Source organism: Enterocloster aldenensis, from assembly GCF_003434055.1.
In the GTDB taxonomy this organism is placed as follows: domain Bacteria; phylum Bacillota; class Clostridia; order Lachnospirales; family Lachnospiraceae; genus Enterocloster; species Enterocloster aldenensis.
The window spans coordinates 1-17,731 of record NZ_QVEX01000005.1 but is presented as its reverse complement, the minus strand read 5'-3'; the positions used below and the strand labels follow the sequence as shown (position 1 = coordinate 17,731).

The 17,731-nt window shown below is 52.0% G+C and carries 16 protein-coding genes; 13 read left to right on the top strand and 3 right to left on the bottom strand.

Annotated features, from left to right (window positions below):
* The first annotated feature begins 14 nt into the window (after positions 1 to 14).
* The 10 genes from DWX59_RS11860 to DWX59_RS11815 all read left to right on the top strand — a co-directional run bounded on the left by DWX59_RS11860 (position 15) and on the right by DWX59_RS11815 (position 11,814).
* Complete coding sequence (locus DWX59_RS11860) at positions 15 to 1,559, top strand: AbgT family transporter (protein WP_117559346.1); 1,545 nt, start codon at positions 15 to 17, stop codon at positions 1,557 to 1,559.
* 149 nt (positions 1,560 to 1,708) lie between these two features.
* On the top strand, positions 1,709 to 2,893 hold the full coding sequence (locus tag DWX59_RS11855) for a M24 family metallopeptidase (RefSeq protein ID WP_117559344.1): 1,185 nt from the start codon (positions 1,709 to 1,711) through the stop codon (positions 2,891 to 2,893).
* A 16-nt stretch (positions 2,894 to 2,909) separates the two neighbouring features.
* Positions 2,910 to 4,598 (top strand): FAD-dependent oxidoreductase, encoded by a 1,689-nt coding sequence (locus DWX59_RS11850; RefSeq protein ID WP_117559342.1) that lies wholly within the window; start codon positions 2,910 to 2,912, stop codon positions 4,596 to 4,598.
* 250 nt (positions 4,599 to 4,848) lie between these two features.
* Complete coding sequence (locus DWX59_RS11845) at positions 4,849 to 6,171, top strand: MATE family efflux transporter (protein ID WP_117559727.1); 1,323 nt, start codon at positions 4,849 to 4,851, stop codon at positions 6,169 to 6,171.
* Positions 6,172 to 6,297: 126 nt separating this feature from the next.
* Entirely contained in the window at positions 6,298 to 7,008 is a 711-nt protein-coding gene (locus tag DWX59_RS11840; protein ID WP_117559340.1) for an MBL fold metallo-hydrolase, read from the top strand.
* 14 nt (positions 7,009 to 7,022) lie between these two features.
* Positions 7,023 to 8,441, top strand: a complete 1,419-nt coding sequence (locus tag DWX59_RS11835; RefSeq protein ID WP_117559338.1) for a dihydroorotase — start codon at positions 7,023 to 7,025, stop codon at positions 8,439 to 8,441.
* A 28-nt stretch (positions 8,442 to 8,469) separates the two neighbouring features.
* The gene (locus DWX59_RS11830) at positions 8,470 to 9,165 is read left to right on the top strand and encodes a YjjG family noncanonical pyrimidine nucleotidase (RefSeq protein ID WP_117559726.1); all 696 of its coding nucleotides are present in this window, start codon (positions 8,470 to 8,472) and stop codon (positions 9,163 to 9,165) included.
* A gap of 139 nt (positions 9,166 to 9,304) precedes the next feature.
* Positions 9,305 to 10,198, top strand: a complete 894-nt coding sequence (locus DWX59_RS11825; protein WP_117559336.1) for an amino acid ABC transporter substrate-binding protein — start codon at positions 9,305 to 9,307, stop codon at positions 10,196 to 10,198.
* 169 nt (positions 10,199 to 10,367) lie between these two features.
* Positions 10,368 to 11,027: an amino acid ABC transporter permease gene (locus DWX59_RS11820; protein ID WP_117559334.1), complete on the top strand. Its 660-nt coding sequence runs from the start codon at positions 10,368 to 10,370 to the stop codon at positions 11,025 to 11,027.
* Between the two features lie 19 nt (positions 11,028 to 11,046).
* Positions 11,047 to 11,814, top strand: coding sequence for an amino acid ABC transporter ATP-binding protein (locus DWX59_RS11815; protein ID WP_117559332.1), 768 nt, complete (start codon positions 11,047 to 11,049; stop codon positions 11,812 to 11,814).
* Positions 11,815 to 11,934: 120 nt separating this feature from the next.
* Here the strand turns inward: DWX59_RS11815 and DWX59_RS11810 are convergent, their stop codons facing one another.
* The 3 genes from DWX59_RS11810 to DWX59_RS11795 all read right to left on the bottom strand — a co-directional run bounded on the left by DWX59_RS11810 (position 11,935) and on the right by DWX59_RS11795 (position 14,560).
* On the bottom strand, positions 11,935 to 12,168 hold the full coding sequence (locus DWX59_RS11810; protein ID WP_117559330.1) for a putative signal transducing protein: 234 nt from the start codon (positions 12,166 to 12,168) through the stop codon (positions 11,935 to 11,937).
* 360 nt (positions 12,169 to 12,528) lie between these two features.
* Positions 12,529 to 13,881, bottom strand: a complete 1,353-nt coding sequence (locus tag DWX59_RS11800; protein ID WP_235845031.1) for an MATE family efflux transporter — start codon at positions 13,879 to 13,881, stop codon at positions 12,529 to 12,531.
* A gap of 25 nt (positions 13,882 to 13,906) precedes the next feature.
* Entirely contained in the window at positions 13,907 to 14,560 is a 654-nt protein-coding gene (locus tag DWX59_RS11795) for a GntR family transcriptional regulator (protein WP_117559326.1), read from the bottom strand.
* A 301-nt stretch (positions 14,561 to 14,861) separates the two neighbouring features.
* On the opposite strand from DWX59_RS11795, the gene DWX59_RS11790 reads away from it, so the two are divergent.
* The 3 genes from DWX59_RS11790 to DWX59_RS11780 all read left to right on the top strand — a co-directional run bounded on the left by DWX59_RS11790 (position 14,862) and on the right by DWX59_RS11780 (position 17,589).
* Positions 14,862 to 16,163: a hypothetical protein gene (locus DWX59_RS11790; protein WP_227115991.1), complete on the top strand. Its 1,302-nt coding sequence runs from the start codon at positions 14,862 to 14,864 to the stop codon at positions 16,161 to 16,163.
* A 32-nt stretch (positions 16,164 to 16,195) separates the two neighbouring features.
* The gene (locus DWX59_RS11785) at positions 16,196 to 16,987 is read left to right on the top strand and encodes an SDR family NAD(P)-dependent oxidoreductase (protein ID WP_117559324.1); all 792 of its coding nucleotides are present in this window, start codon (positions 16,196 to 16,198) and stop codon (positions 16,985 to 16,987) included.
* A gap of 89 nt (positions 16,988 to 17,076) precedes the next feature.
* Positions 17,077 to 17,589 carry an L-2-amino-thiazoline-4-carboxylic acid hydrolase gene (locus DWX59_RS11780; RefSeq protein ID WP_117559322.1) on the top strand — a complete coding sequence of 171 codons (513 nt, stop codon included), beginning with the start codon at positions 17,077 to 17,079 and terminating at the stop codon, positions 17,587 to 17,589.
* Positions 17,590 to 17,731: the final 142 nt, after the last annotated feature.

Below are 17,731 nucleotides of genomic sequence, written 5' to 3'. Positions count from 1 at the left end.
ATGGAGGTATAGTTATGACAAAAGAAAAGGCTAAAAAAGGATTCATCGTCCGGGCATTGGACACAGTGGAACGAGTGGGAAACGGTCTGCCTAATCCAGCCACCATCTTCCTGATACTGACAGGTATCGTAATCGTTCTGTCAGCTGTCTGCGCCGCTCTCGGCGTATCCGTAACATATGATTTCCTGGACAGCGCCAGCGGCGAGATCTCACAGAAGACAGTACAGGCAGTAAACCTTCTGGCTCCTGACAGCATCCGCCACATGGTAACCACCGTGGTGTCCAACTTCACCGGATTCTTTGCGCTGGGTACCGTGTTCACCATCATGATTGGTGTGGGCGTTGCTGACGGAACCGGGTTTATGTCCGCATTGCTGCGCAAGGTGGCTGCTTCCACGCCAAAGGCGTTTGTGACCGCGGTGGTGGTATTCCTGGGCATCATGTCCAATATTGCTTCCTCTACCGGTTATGTTGTGCTGGTTCCCTTAGGGGCCATCCTGTTCATGGCTTTTGGACGCCACCCCATTGCAGGCCTTGCGGCTGCATTTGCAGGCGTGTCCGGTGGCTGGAGCGCCAACCTGTTAATCGGCACCAATGACCCCATGTTTGCAGGCATGTCCACCCAGGCCGCACAGATGATTGACCCGGGATACACGGTCCTTCCTGTCTGCAACTGGTATTTCATGATAGCTTCCACATTCCTGATTACCATTATCGGAACCATTGTTACGGATAAGCTGATTGAACCGCGCCTTGCGCCTTATGTGCCGGATGCGTCTGAGGTTGTGCAGGATATTGCTGAGAACGAGAAGCGCGGCATGCGCTGGGCAGGAATCACTGCCCTGGCATATGTGATTTTCATGGCAGTGCTGGTAGTTCCCTCCAACGGGCTTTTAAGGAATCCTGAAACCCACGCATTCCTTACATCCCCATTCATGAGCGGAATCATTTTCTTCATGATGCTCCTGTTCCTGCTTCCCGGTCTTGCCTATGGTATCGGCGCCGGGACGGTTAAGAATGACAAGGACGTAGTTGCGCTGATGAACAAGACCATTGCCGGGCTTGCAAGCTTCATGGTACTGATTTTCTTTGCAGCACAGTTTACCGCATGCTTTAACTATTCAAACCTGGGAACCATTATTTCCGTATCTGGCGCCAACTTCCTGCAGTCAGTTGGGTTTGTAGGGCTTCCGCTGATCATCTGCTTTATTGTACTGACAGCATTCATCAATATTTTCATTGCGGTTGACTCTGCAAAATGGGCTATCATGGCTCCGATTTTCGTTCCCATGTTCATGCGTCTGGGCCTGTCACCGGAGCTGACACAGGTTGCTTACCGTATCGGCGATTCCAGTACCAATATCATTGCGCCGCTGATGCCTTTCTTCGTACTGACCGTTGCATTCTTCCAGAAGTATGATAAGAAGGCCGGAATCGGAAGCGTCATCTCCACCATGCTGCCTTATTCCCTGGCATTCCTGGTTGGCTGGATCATCATGTTCGCTGTATGGTATCTGCTGGGCCTGCCCTTAGGACCTGGTTCACCCATGTTCTATTAATTAAACTATATGAAATGATGCGCCGCCCATCATGCGGCAATGCCATATACACGGAATGCTTCCGGAGGCCGTCAGCCGGCCCACGGAAGCATTCCACATATAATAAACAGCCAAACAGGCGGTTTAAGATAAAGAGAGGGATATGCGTTATGAAACCAAAGGAAGGTAGAATAAAAGAACTGCTTCGGGAAAGGGGACTTGACGGGGCAATCGTGTCCTCGCCGGAGAATTTCCACTATGTCACGGGTTTTGGGGGACACCAGCACACGGTCTCAAGGCAGCCGGGTTTTACGCTGGCAGTCATGCGCTCTGACGATAAGGCGCCAACCCATATAACAACCATGGATTTTGAGGCTGCCACGTTCCGTATTAAGTCCGCGGGCCTGGGTTTTGTGGTAGACCCTTACGACACCTGGGTCGGGTTAAAGACATGGCCGGAAATTTCCCAGGGAGCAGTGCTTCCCGACAAGACCAGGATGGAAAGCTCGGCCGATAAGCTGGAGCAGTTTGTAAAGGCATGCGACCTGGCGGATAAACGGATTGGCGTTGAGATGGACTATCTCACGGTTCCGTATTATAATATGATTTGTGAGAAGTTCCCCGAGGCACAGCTTGTTGATATCTCGGATCTGTTCGTGTATGCCAGGAGCATCAAGACAGAGGAGGAAATAAAGATGTTCCGGGAACTCTGCCGCATTGCCGACCACGGCTTTACCCAGGTCAGCAGAATGGCGGGAATCGGGGTGTCGGAAAAGGAGATGTCTGACTGCTTCAGGGAGGATGTCATTAAGTCCGGATTCTGCGTGCCAAGCGCCTGGTCCATGTTTTCCACAGGCCCATCCGGCGCCCGCCTGACCCTTCCGGGAGACGGGATTGTGAAGGACGGGGATGTGGTCAAGTTTGACGCAGGGGTCAACGCGGAATTTGATTTTTATACCACGGACACCTCCAGGGCATGGATCATCGGCAACGGGGACCCGGCCCTGATGAAATTAAAGGACAGGCTGTACGAGGGGCAGCGCAGGATGATAGCGGCTGCCAGGCCAGGCCTTCCTATAAATGAGCTGTACCATGCGGCCTATGACTATGTGAAGGAAATGTTCCCCTGCTACAGGAGGGGACACCAGGGCCATTCCATCAGTATGGGTCCGGCAACGGCAGAGGCCCCTTATATCAATGCCGCGGAGACAAGGCCCCTTGAGGCGGGCATGGTGCTGGCAATGGAGGTGCCCTGCTATATTGACGGCGTTAACGGATTTAATATCGAGGACATGGTACTGATTACAGAAAACGGATGCGAGGTACTGACACCCTGCACCCCACATTATTTATAAGGGAGATGGATCATTGATGAAGGTTGTGATTGTAGGAGGCGTGGCAGGCGGCGCGGGAACGGCTGCCAGGCTTCGCAGGAACGATGAGACGGCGGAAATCATCATGCTGGAAAGAGGATCATATATTTCCTATGCCAACTGCGGCCTGCCCTATTATATCGGCGGCGTGATTACGGACAAGGATGCCCTGCAGCTTCAGACCCCGGAGCGTTTCCATGCACGTTTTAACGTGGATGTGCGTGTGGACAGCCAGGTGGTATCCGTGGACACGGAGAAAAAGTGCGTGGTTGTAAGGCATGGGGAAGAAACCTATGAGGAAAGCTATGACAAGCTGGTGCTTTCACCGGGAGCAGGACCTGTCCGCCCGGGCATTCCCGGGATAGGGGAGAATCATGTATTTACCTTGAGGAACATACCGGATACCTATGCAATATTTGACTTTGTAAAGGAACATGGACCTGCATCCTGCGCTGTGATCGGAGCCGGATTCATTGGCCTTGAGATGGCTGAGAACCTGGCTGAACAGGGCATCAGGGTGTCTGTGGTGGAAGGGGCCGCCCATGTGATGCCCCCCATTGACATGGACATGGCCCATGCAGTACATAATTATATACGGGCCCAGGGGATTGGCCTTTATCTGGGACATACCTGTGCGGCCATGGATAAGGACGGGATTATCTTAGATAATGGCGTCAGGGTGCCGGCGGACATGGTAATCATGAGCATCGGCGTGCGCCCGGATACCGGATTCTTAAAGGACAGCGCCATTGAACTGGGAGCCAGGGGGGAAATCCTTGTGAACCAGTACATGGAGACCTCGGCCGAAGATGTATACGCCCTTGGGGACGCGGTGTCCGTAAAACATGTGGTCAGCGGACAGAAGGTACTGATTCCCCTGGCATCCCCGGCCAATAAGCAGGGACGCATCGTGGGCGACAACCTCTGCGGAAGAAAGACTGCTTATAAGGGAAGCCAGGGCACATCGGTGATGAAGTTTTTTGATATGACCGTTGCGGTGACCGGGGAAAAGGAAGAATCCCTCATTGCCCAGGGAAGGCCTTACCGCAAGGTAATCACCACATCCGCGTCCCAGGCAGGTTACTATCCCGGCGGGGACATGATGACCATCAAGACCATTTTTGACCCGGTGACAGCCGTTATCCTGGGCGCACAGATTGTTGGCGGAAAGGGCGTGGATAAACGGATTGACGACCTGGCCAATGCAATCCGTTTTAAGCTGAGCGGATTTGATTTACAGGAAATGGAACTGGCCTATGCGCCTCCGTTTTCCTCGGCCAAGGACCCGGTTAACATGGCAGGGTATGTAATCGGCAATGTGATGGAAGGCCTTATGAAGCCCTTTTACCTGGAAGACCTGGAAAGCATTCCTGAGGATGCGGTGCGGCTGGATGTGCGCACCGTGGAGGAATATGCCGGGGGAACCATCCCGGGCTTTATCAATATCCCTCTGGACAGCTTAAGGGAGCGCATGGATGAACTGGATCTGACCAAGGACATATATATCACCTGTCAGATCGGGCTCAGGGGTTACCTTGCCCAGAGGATCCTTGACCAGGCCGGCGCCAGGACATGGAACTTAAGCGGCGGGTACCGGTTCTATGAGATGAAGGCAAAGGATGAACAGTCCATGGCAGCGGCCATGACCATGTGTACGGAATGCGGTATGGAAGTAAATGCAAAATAAGATGTGGATTCGCAGGGAATTTTGGATAAATTGAAGATTGACGCAGAATGTTGGTTGCAGTAGGCTTTTATAGAAAACATTCTGCGTTGATTTTTTTTGTGATTGCAAGGGTATGCATTTGTGAATGCAAGGGTATGCAGCGGCATATGCCAGGCAGGCCATGGCATATATCGGGCAAATCATCGGATATAAGGCGCAGTGGGAAGAGGACGGTAAGAGGTACATGGAAAAGAGGAATCCGGGGGGATACATGTTTTCCAATGCAGACTTAAGGAGATTGATATTTCCGCTGATTGTGGAGCAGATACTGGCTGTGTCGGTGGGGATGGTGGATACCATGATGGTATCAAGCGTGGGGGAAGCAGCCACCTCCGGCGTGTCCCTGGTGGATATGGTCAATACCCTGTTCATCAATATATTTGCAGCAGTGGCCACCGGAGGCGCCGTGGTGTCTTCCCAGTACCTGGGACAGAAGCGTCAGGACAGGGCCTGTCAGTCCGCGGACCAGCTGTTAATCATAACCGGGATACTCTCCTTGGCCATCATGGCGGTGTGCATCGTGTTCCGCAGAGAATTCCTGTCATTACTCTACAGGGGTGTGGCAGAGGATGTGATGAGGAATGCCAGGACTTATCTGGTAATATCAGCCGTATCCTATCCGTTCCTATCTGTCTATAATTCATGCGCGGCCCTGTTCCGTTCCATGGGCAATTCAAAGATTTCCATGCAGGCATCCATTATCATGAATATGATAAATGTCATAGGGGATTCTATTTTCATATTCATCTTCCGCTGGGGAGTGGCAGGGGCGGCCCTTGCATCCCTGATATCGCGGATGGCCGCCTGTTTTATCCTGCTGCTGCGCCTGAGGAACCGAAACCTGGATATCCATATCGGGACCAGCCTTAAGATGAACCGGCGCATGGTCAGGCAGATCCTTCATATCGGTATCCCCAATGGGATTGAAAACAGCATATTCCAGCTGGGCCGCGTGCTGGTGGTGGGTATCATCGCCATGTTCGGCACCACCCAGATTGCCGCCAACGCCATCGCCAATAATCTGGACGGCATGGGCGTCCTTCCGGGACAGGCCATGAGCCTGGCAATCATAACCGTTGTGGGGCGCTGCGTGGGCGCAGGGGATTTTAAACAGGCGGATTACTATGCAAGGAAAATGATGAAGGCAACCTACCTTATCAGCGGCCTTTGCTGTATTGCCGTCATCCTGACCATGCCGTTCACGCTGAAACTGTATGGACTGTCCCAGGAGGCGCGGCGGCTGGGAGGCATCCTGGTGCTAATCCATAACGGATGCGCCATCCTTATCTGGCCGGCCTCCTTCTGCCTGGCCAATGTGCTGAGGGCTGCCAATGATGTGAAATTCCCCATGTGCGTGTCCATTGGATCTATGGTTGTGTTCCGCATCGGCTTCAGTTTCCTGCTGGCAGCCGGACTGGGCATGGGCGCGGTGGGCGTGTGGTGGGCCATGATTGCCGACTGGGTGGTGCGCTCCTCCTTCTTTGCCTGGAGATTTTTTGGAGGGAAGTGGAAAACGTTTTATGTCCGGGGTTAGGCTGTGTTTCATGATGGATATGTGCGGTCCGGTATGGACTTTGGGTGAAATGGGATAAAATAACTATACGTATTTTCCGGATTATGTTACTATAAGACATATATGAAGGATGGGAGATGACAAAACATGAAGGTAACATATATCCATCACAGCAGTTTTATGGCGGAACTGGAACATGCGGCGCTTCTGTTTGATTATTTTGAGGGAGAGATTCCTGCGGTGGAGGGGGACAAGCCGCTTTTTGTATTTGCCAGCCACCGGCATGGAGACCATTTTTCCCGCGCTATCTTTGACCTGGCGGACCAAAGAAGGAATGTGACCTATATCCTGTCAGATGATATCTGGAGGAGACAGGTGCCGGAGGAGCTTTTGGGAAGGACCACTTTCCTGGGACCGGACGAGGACACAAGGCTGCTGGACGGTGCAGGCGGGCCCCTGGACATTGAGGCATTTAAATCCACGGATGAAGGGGTTGCCTTCCTGGTCAGGGCGGAAGGGAAAGCCATTTACCATGCAGGGGATCTGAATAACTGGGTGTGGGAAGGCGAGCCGGAGAAGGATAACCAGAAGATGAGCGAACGGTATCATGGGGAGCTGGCCAAGCTGGCCGGACGCCATATCGATGTGGCGTTCATGCTCATTGACCCGAGACAGGAAAAGGATTTTTATCTGGGCATGGATGACTTCATGCGCATGGTGGGCGCGGATGTGGTATTCCCCATGCATTTCTGGGGGGATTTTGAGGCGGCGGCCAGGTTCAAGGCCCTGCCATGCGCGAAGGATTATCAGGACAGGATACGGGAAATACACAGAACGGGCGAATGCTTTATTGTATAGAAAGGAATTAAATCATGATATTGATTCGGAACGGGCGCGTTATCGGGCCTGCTGAAGGACTGGACATAAAGGCGGATGTGGTGCTGGATGGAGGCAGGATTGCCAAAATCATCCCAGCTGCAGGACAGGGAAAAGACGGGCGTATAGGAGACACAGGAGATGGGGGAGAGAACGGGCCGGATGGCGCGCGCGCAGATGATATGGGGGCGGACAGCGCTGATATGCACGGTGCGGATACGTACGGCGCTGATACGGACAGCGCAGTTGCAGGCAGCGGCCCCTATGCGCAGATCATAGATGCCGAGGGCATGATTGTGGCGCCTGGTCTGGTGGACGTCCATGTACATTTCCGGGACCCGGGGCTTACCTATAAGGAGGACATCCGCACAGGGTCAAAAGCAGCTGCAAAAGGCGGTTTTACCACAGTGGTCTGCATGGCCAACACAAAGCCCATTGTTGACAATAAGGAGACCTTGTCTTACGTGCTTGAGGAGGGGAAGAAAACCGGAATCCACGTACTCAGCTGCGCCGCGGTTTCCATGGGCTTTAAGGGGCAGGAACTGACGGATATGGAAGGACTGCTGGCAGCCGGTGCAGCCGGGTTCACGGATGACGGTATACCGCTGATGGACGGGGCTTTTGTGCGCGCCGCCATGGAAGAAGCCGCGCGGCTGGATACCGTGCTCAGCTTTCATGAGGAGGACAAGGCATTTATTAAGGAAAATGGAATCAACCATGGAAAGGTATCGGACAAGCTGGGAATCTATGGTTCCCCGGCGCTGGCAGAGGACTCCCTGGTTGCCAGGGACTGTATGATTGCCCTGGATACCGGGGCCACCGTGGACATCCAGCATATCAGTTCCGGTCATTCCGTGGAAATGGTCCGTCTGGCTAAGAAGCTTGGGGCCAAGGTCTGGGCAGAGGTAACGCCCCATCATTTCACGCTCACAGAGGATGCGGTCCATATACATGGGACATTGGCAAAGATGAATCCGCCCCTGAGGACGGAACAGGACAGGCAGATGCTCATAGAAGGCCTGAAGGACGGGACCATTGACATGATTGCAACCGACCATGCCCCTCACAGCAAAGAGGAGAAGGAGCGTCCGCTGACCGTGGCGCCCAGCGGGATCCTGGGACTGGAGACCGCCCTTGCCCTTGGTATTACCAATCTGGTCAGGCCAGGCCACCTGACCATGTCCCAGCTGATGGAGAAGATGAGCCTTAACCCGGCCAGGCTGTACAAGCTGGACTGCGGCCGCATGGAGCCGGGCGCGCCCGCTGACCTTGTGATATTTGACGCTGACAGGCAGTGGAAGGTGGACGGGTTTGAGTCCAAATCCTCCAACAGCCCGTTCCTTGGGGAAACCCTTACAGGTAAGGTGGTCTATACAATATGTGGAGGAAAGGTTGTTTATGGAGATGGGGACTAAAGCACAGGGCAGCCATGGGAAGACCGGAATGGGGAATGACGAAAGGAAATATGACATCGTACTCCTGGATGTGGACGGGACCCTTCTGGACTTTGGGCTTGCGGAAAAGCTTGGGATGGAGACAGTCCTGAGGACATACGGGATGGAACCCACCGGGGAGCGCCTTTCGCTGTATCATGACATCAATGAGGGGTTATGGTCTGCCTTTGAACGGGGCGAGGTGACAAAGGACAGGCTGGTGTGGGAACGGTTCCGGATTTTCTTTGGCAGGCTTGGAAAAGAAGTGGATGGCCACGAGGTGGAGGAATTATACCGCCGCCAGCTGGACCGGTCGGCCTATCTTATTCCCGGGGCCATGGATATATGCAGGTACCTGAAGGAGCGCTATGGGCTGTACGTGGTGACAAACGGCACCTCATCCACCCAGTACAAACGCCTTGCGGCGTCTGGTCTGGATTGTTTCATGAAGGATATCTTTGTATCCGAGGACGCGGGAAGCCAGAAGCCCCAGAAGGAATATTTTGATTACTGCTTTTCCAGGATACCCGGGGCCAGGCCGGAGCGCATGCTGCTGGTAGGGGATTCCCTGCATTCTGATATAATGGGCGGCAACGCGGCCGGGACAGCAACCTGCTGGTATAATCCGGAAGGAAAGGCAGGGGATCCGGACATCACGGCGGATTATGAAATCAGGAACCTGGAAGAACTGAAGGATTTTTTATAACAGATGGAAGACGGACTCCCTGGCATATGCTGCAGAAAACAGATATGTTGGGGAGTCCATAAAAATCTCCTTTACATATCCACTTTAGTGTGCTACTATGATAGCGTGTAAAAAACACGGTATTAAGGAGGAGATTATTATGAAAAAGAGATTGATAAGCATAGCACTTGCATCCGTGATGGCATTATCCCTGGCAGGATGCGGCGGTTCTGCAGGCGGGACAACCACTGAGGCAGACACATCTGCGCCTGCTGATACAACAGCCCAGGCATCTTCAGAAGATACCACGGCAGCTGATGATACATCCACAGAGGCCGCAAAAACCGCAGCAGATGCCGGCGGTACACTGATTGTTGGGTTTGACCAGGATTTCCCGCCCATGGGCTTTATCGGGAATGACGGTGAATTTACCGGATTTGACCTGGAACTGGCACAGGAAGTGGCAAAGCGTCTGGGACTTGAATATAAGCCGCAGCCGATTGCATGGGATGCCAAGGACATGGAATTAGAGGCAGGCAACATTGACTGTATCTGGAACGGTTTCACCATGACCGGCCGTGAGGATGATTACGCATGGACCGAGGCGTATATGGCCAATACACAGGTATTTGTAGTTGCCAAGGATTCCGGAATTGCAAGCCAGGCAGACCTGGCGGGCAAGGTAGTGGAGTGCCAGGTGGATTCCTCCGCCGAGGCGGCGCTTAAGGAAGTGCCTGACCTGACAGCCACCTTTAAGGATCTGCTGACAACCGCGGATTATAACACGGCTTTCATGGACCTGGAGCAGGGCGCGGTGGATGCCATTGCCATGGATGTGATTGTGGCCGGTTACCAGATTCAGCAGAGGAATGCTGATTTCGTCATCCTGGACGATTCACTTTCAGCTGAGGAGTATGGCGTTGGGTTTAAGAAGGACAATACGGAGTTAAGGGATAAAGTACAGAAAACACTGGAGGAAATGGCTGCTGACGGAACACTTAAGGGCATTTCCGAGAAATGGTTTGGCGAGGACGTTACCACCATCGGCAAATAAACAGCCGGAATATGGATGGCAGACAGAAAGAATGGATGTAACTTAAAGCCGCTGCGCAGGCGCGCTGTCCGGGCTTCATAAGGCCTGGGCAGCAGCCTTTTTGCCACAGCGGCTTTGCATGGTTTAAGAACAGATGTAAGATGATAAATGTTGAAGGCGGGTAACAGTTATGGGTAAAATGACAATCCAGCAGATGATCGTACAGTTAGCAGGCGGCATGGGGACCAGTATACAGATATTCATGGTCACCCTTGTATTTTCCCTGCCTCTCGGGCTAGTAGTGGCCTTTGGGCGTATGTCGAAGAATAAGTACCTCCAGGCCATTGTGAAGGTCTACATATCAATCATGAGAGGCACCCCCCTGATGCTGCAGCTGATGGTGGTGTATTTTGGCCCCTATTATCTGTTCGGCCTCAAGATGGGCAGCGGATACCGCCTGTGGGCAGCCTTTATCGGATTTGTCATCAATTATGCAGCGTATTTTGCGGAAATCTACAGAAGCGGGATCCAGTCCATGCCTGTGGGGCAGTATGAGGCGGCCCAGATCCTTGGCTACAGCAGGTTCCAGACCTTCTTCAAGATCATCCTGCCCCAGGTCATCAAACGGATCCTCCCCTCGGTCACCAATGAGGTGATCACGCTGGTGAAGGATACATCCCTGGCATTTACCCTCAGTGTGGCGGAAATGTTCTCGATTGCCAAGGGTCTGGCTGCTTCCCAGACCAATATGATCCCATTTGTGGCAGCCGGGCTGTTCTACTATATTTTCAACCTGGTGGTTGCCGTGGGAATGGAATGGGCAGAGAAAAAGCTGAATTATTACCAGTAAGGCAGGAGGAATGTGGATTATGAAGCTGTTAGAGTTAAACCATGTGGAAAAGTCATTCGGTGACTTGTCTGTTATCAAGGATATATCAATGAGCGTTAAGGAAGGGGAAATCGTATCCATCATCGGGCCATCCGGTTCCGGTAAATCCACCCTGCTGCGCTGCGCCACCATGCTGGAGACCATGGACAGCGGAGAGGTGGTATATCTGGGAAAGAAAGCGGCCTTTACCGGCCCTGACGGGAAGGTGGTTTATGCGCCCAGGAAGGAACTGAAGGAAATCCAGGCGCAGTATGGCCTGGTATTCCAGAATTTCAACCTGTTTCCCCATTACAGCGTGCTGAAGAATATCATTGACGCGCCGATCCATGTGCAGAAACGGGATAAAGACCAGGTTATCCGGGAAGCCAGGGAGCTGCTTAAGAAGATGGGTCTGGAGGACAAGGAAAATGCCTACCCCTGCCAGCTTTCAGGGGGCCAGTGCCAGCGTGTGGCCATTGCAAGGGCATTGGCCCTGAATCCCCAGATCCTGTTCTTTGACGAGCCTACCTCGGCGCTGGATCCGGAACTGACAGGCGAGGTCTTAAAAGTCATCAAGTCCCTGGCCGACCTGCACATCGCCATGGTGATTGTCACACATGAGATGGCCTTTGCAAAGGATATATCGGACCGGGTCATCTTCATGGCCGGAGGCGTGATTGTGGAGCAGGGCACGCCCGAGCAGGTGTTTGCGTCGGATAATGAGAGGACGCAGAACTTTTTGGGGCGGTATGGGGGGATGCTGCAGTAGGTATGTCCGCGAAGCGCGGCCGTCTGCCCTGCCCCGCTTCGCGGACTGGGGATTCCGGTCATAAGGGCTGTAGATGAATAGTGGGGGATGTGGGTTGGATTGTGTGATTTTTTGTATGGCTTAGCTGTTTATTAGTCCCATGCCTTCCAGTATTTCGGCTGCTGCTTCCGCATCTGTATCCGCAACATAAATGTCTGCTCCGGCTTTGGAGTTTCCGCCGTAGATGCCCATGATCCCGCCATTTCCAAGGTCCTTTTTGTAGGAAGGGATGCTGCTGCTTTTTAACGTGGAGATAATCATTTCTGCCTGGATGCTGTCCTGGGCCGTGAATATTTTGATTGCTTCGTGTTTCATGGCTGTACCTCCGTGGTGTGGGTGGGTTATTAAATCTTTGTAGGAAATAAAAAATGGACACTACCATGTTAGCGGCCACCACACAGGCGGCTTATGTTGAAAAAATCCACACGCTAATATGGGTTTACATGCCCATTTTTCTTGTATTTATTTATATTAAAATGATACCGCACATCCTGGATAAAGTCAAGCTTTCATGCCCCCAAGGTCACGGCAGGCGCATGAATGGACAAACTGTAAACAAATAGTCTTAAAAATACGAAGACTGGTAGAAATAACTGCTTATAGCCCGCGATTAAGCCTGATCCGTCAAAAATAAAGCCTCTTTCATTTGTATACATAGTGTGTCTCGCTATGTATTCATCCCATCCCCTTGCAAAGCCGCCTCATATACCTCACAAAGTAAATATGCGTGATGATTGTTGTCAGCACATTGGATATGGCTTCTGCCATGTAGATTCCCCAGACTCCTACGAAGTGGGGGAGGATGAGGGCCAGGGGGAGCAGGAGCAGGAGTTTGCGCATGATCCCGAAGATAAAGGAGTACCAGGTGTTGCCAAGGGCTACGAATGCGTTCTGGTTCACCATCTGCAGTCCCAGGACAAGGACCGTGCAGAACATGATGCGCATGGTGATGGTGGTGAGGCGGATGAGTTCTGCATCGCTGGTAAACATGCGGCAGATCTGGGCAGGGAAGGCAACCAGGCAGAACCACATAAGTGCGGCGCAGCCAATGCTTAAGATCCTGGCGTAGTGTATGGTTTCCCTGATCCGTCCATGGTTCTTTGCGCCCAGGTTGTAGCTGAGGATTGGCTGGGCGCCTGTGATGATGCCGATCAGGGGCATGAAGAACACCTGGCTGATGCTGGTAAGGAGGGCCATGGACGCAATGTGCAGGTTGCTTTGGTCACCGCCGTAACGGATTAACAGCCAGTTTAGGACAATGACCACAATGCTTTCATTTACACGGAAGGTAAACGGGGACAGGCCCAGTGCGCACATGGGGCGCACGATATGGCCCGTAAGCTTCATATCCCTGAACGTAAGGCGCAGGGTGGCCCTTTTGGAACAGAGGAAATACAGGACCCACAGGGCGGATACAAGCTGTGACAGGACGGTGGCGATGGCCGCGCCTCCAATCCCCATGTCCAGCACATAGATGAATATAGGGTCCAGGATTATGTTTAAAAATGCACCTATGACAATGGTAAATGTGCCGATACCCGTGAAGCCCTGGGCATTGATGAATGGATTCAAGCCCATGGACAGTTCCACGAATACAGTGCCCATCATGTAAATCCTGAGGTAGTCCCTTGCATAGGGAAGGGTGGAGCTGTCCGCCCCGAATGCCTTTAGCATGGGGGTCAGGAATGCGGTGCAAACCGCCATGAGAAGGATTCCGATGCCAACCAGCAGTACAAATGCATTGGAGAGGTAACGGCGGCCCTTCTCCATGTCGCCGCTGCCCATGGCGATGGACGCAAGAGGGGCGCCGCCCATACCCGGGATACAGCTGAATGCAGCTGTTATCATGATAATGGGAAATGTGATGCCGATGCCTCCAAGGGCCATGGTGCCTACTCCGGGCATATGTCCGATATACATCCTGTCCACAATGCTGTACAGGGCGTTGACCAGCTGGGCAATGGTGATGGGGATGGTAAGCCTGATTAAGAGGGGCAGGATTTTTGCTCCGGCCAGCTGACTGTTCATATCTTGTCTGGATGATTTCATGCGGTTACTCCCTGTCTGATTCTGGTTTTGTAATCCATGGGCTGACGCACAGGATGCTCTCTATGTCGGCTTTCAGCAATTGGCTGGCAGTTGAAATCTGCCCTTTTTCCAGATAATCCATCATGGCCCGGTGAAGGTCCACCGTGAAAATATGGGATTTCATTTTCAGGGCATAAAAGATGGTCTGGATGTTCATGGCATTTTCCAGGACGGTCCTGGCGTATTCATTTCCATACAGGGTGAACAGCTTAAGATGGAATTCACAGTTGGTGGACCAGCGTGTAATGGATTCACTGGGAGGGATGGCGTCATAACGGTCGCATAGTTCCCACAAGGTGTCTATATCCGCTTTCTTGATATAACAGTGGTTATTCTCAAGAAAGGAACACTCCAGGGCGGAGCGGAACTTTACAATCTCAAAAAGCTTTCCCTCGCTGGGCTGCATGAACTTATAGCCCTGCCGCGGTATGCTTACGAGAATCTTGTTTTCCGTCATCATGGTCAGGGCTTCCCTCACAGGGGCCCGGCTTACTTTGTATTTGTCGATTAAAAATTTTTCTGTGAAGATATAGTCAAAAGGATACATACCCTTGATGATATCAGAGAAGAGTGCATGGTATACCTGATGCTTCAGGGAATTTTCCTGATTGGAAGACATTTTGGGAACCTCCTTGGTCTTTTGGTTTAATCATAACCTTACGAATCGTAGAAGTCAATAGAAAGAAGTCGGCAGGAATAGGTGTCTGAGGATAGAAATAAGGTGCGTGATAATATCACAAAACCAATGAAAAGAAAGAAAGCTTTGAAAAACAGATAAATAAATGTACAATATGCATAAAATATTAGTAAAAAATGGTGCATTATAACGAATATGTACAAGACCACTTGCCAACAACCGGATGTCGTGATATTATCAGGGCATACTCGAGTTGAACGCAAATGAGAAAGGAAATCATACTATGAAAGAGCAAGCAAAGACCGGCAACAAAGTGATAGGTTACGTGCTTCTGGCTGTCATGGCTGTTTCGTTCCTGTATTTTGGGGTGTACAAGGTTGCCACAGGGCAGGCGCAGATGGATGTGCAGACAGCGTTCCTTACCATGCTGATACTGCTGATCATCGGTGAGGTGATATCAACAGCAACCAAGGCATTCGTGCCGTCCATGTTTATCAGTGCGGTATTATTCGTGCTGGGATTCTGGGCGTATTTTCCCAAGGATATCCTGCAGGTAGGCGGTATTGCAGCCAACCTTCCCACATTCCTGGTCATGATGATGGTTGTACATCTTGGCACCATGCTTGATATTAAGGAACTGATTGAGCAGTGGAAGACAGTTGTGATTACCCTGGCGGGAATGCTGGGTATCCTGGTGGTCATCCTGACCCTGGGGACCGTGGTCCTGGATAAGACCACGGCAGCCATTGCAGCACCTCCCCTTACAGGCGGATTCGTGGCAGCCATGATGATGCAGTCCGTGGCACCCACGGAGCAGCTGGCCATACTTGCCATGGCAGTGTATGTGCTGCAGGGATTTATAGGATATCCGCTTACAAGCATCTGCCTTAAGGCAGAGGGACGTAAGCTCTTAAAGGATTACCGCAGCGGCAATTTTACGGTTGCCAAGGCCGCCGCCCAGTCCAATACAGCAGCTGCTGATGATACCAGTGCATTCATCTTCCCGCAGATACCTGCAAAATATAAGAGTGATTTTACCTACCTGTTTACTATGGTAATCCTTACAGTCATGTCAGGCTACCTGGATACTTTAAGCCATGGATATATTTCAAAGTTCGTGTGGGCGCTGATTCTGGGCGTGTTCGGCACTGCATTTGGCTTTATTGAGAAGAACACCCTGGTGCGTTCCAGAAGCATGGGCTTCATCTATACGGTCATCATGATGTTTGTATTTTCACAGCTGAATACGGTTACGCCGGACACCCTGGTGCAGCTGTTAAAGGATTTTGCGGTTCTGATCGTGCTGGCGACAATCGGCATAGCAGTGTTCTCTATCCCGGTTGGAAAGCTGCTGGGCATGAGCCTTCCGATGTCCTTTGCACTGGGACTTGGCTCCCTGGCAGGCGGGTTCCCGGCCAGCTATACCTTGAGCGTGGAAGCTGCCAAGGTTCTTTCCTCCAGCGAGGAGGAGTATCAGGTCCTGGAGGAGCATATGCTTCCCAAGACACTGGTGGCAGGATTTGTCAGCGCCACCTCGGGTTCCGTATTTGTGGCAGGCATTGTCATGGCCATGTTCTTTAAATAGCATTGTTTTGACAGGGAAAAGGAGTGGTTGATATGGATTTGGGTTTAAGAGGAAAGGTTGCCGTGGTGACCGGAGGCAGCAAAGGTATTGGTTACGCCGCGGCCAAGGTGTTCCTGGAGGAAGGGGCCAAAGTGGCAATCTGCGCCCGGCATGAGGAGGAACTGCGGCAGGCAGCAGGGGAACTGGAACAGCTGGGGCCTGTTTACTGGGAGGCCGTGGATGTGACGGATGCCCAGGCCAATTATGATTTTGCAGAACATGTATACCGGCATTTTGGCAGTATTGATGTCTGGGTCAATAATGTGGGGGCCACCGGCTTCAAAAAAGGTGAGGAATATGATGACGGGGAAATAGATTTCATGACAGGCGTCTGTTTCAAGTCAGTGGTATTTGGATGCCAGGCAGGGTTCCGGTATATGAAAGAAAAGGGCGGCTCTATCGTGAATGTCAGTTCCCTGGCCGCAAGGTGCCCTTCCGCGGGCAGAAGCACGCTGTACGGGCCTCTTAAATCAGCAATTAATAACCTGACCAATACATTTGCAGGCGAGTACTGCGCACACAATGTCAGGGTTACATGTGTGATGCCCGGATTTACAGCCACCCCTCTGGCAAAAGCCAATATCAGCCAGGAGGAACTGGACCGCAATGCAGGGGCCACCCTGCTCAGGCGCATGGCTGATCCGGAGGAAATCGCAAGGCCCATAGTGTTCCTGGCCAGTGACTGGGCAAGCTACATGACGGCCACGACCATAGAAGTGTCCGGCGGGCGCAGCATGACCCTGAATCCCACCTATGCCTATGATAAGCTGGGGACTGGGAAATAGGAAGGTCAGGAGGAAACACACCTTAACAGGAAACACACCTTAATTAAGAAGCAGAATGATTAAATATAAAAATCCAAGGAGGAAAAGCAATGATTGACAACAAGATTACAATTAAAGATGATGAGATGGTGAATGTACAGAGAGGGGCCATCGGCCACCGCGCAACCTGGACCGGCCTTACATACACAAAGGCCAGGGAAGCAGGCATGGAAGAGGCTGCTGAGAAAATCATCCGCCAGGCAATCACTGAGACGGGACTGATCCAGGGCGGGGAAATCAAGGCAAAATGCCCCAACCCGGATAGTGTTTCCAGTTTCGCAGACACCTTCCTCACACCTACCCTGCGCAAGACCTTTGAGGTAGAATTCAAGGAGCAGACCGACGACCGCCTGGATATTGAATTCCATCATTGTCCACTATTAAAGGCATGGCAGGACCTGGGATTTGACGACGCAACCTGTGCAAAGCTGTGCGACATGGCAATGGACGGGGACAGGAACATTGCCAAGGCAATGGGTTATGGCTTCCATCTGGGCGATACCATTGCAGAGGGATGTCCGACCTGTAAAATCACGTTTTTTAAGGAGAAAAAAGAGGACTGATAAGCAGACGGCCGCTGTTTGGCTGCCAGCTGATTAAGGTCCGTATATCCATACCGGATAAAGTCCGCAGGCTGCCTGGCTTCATGGCAGTCTGTGGATTTTTGTTTATGGGCTTTAGCCTGTTGAGTATGTCGGAGTTTTT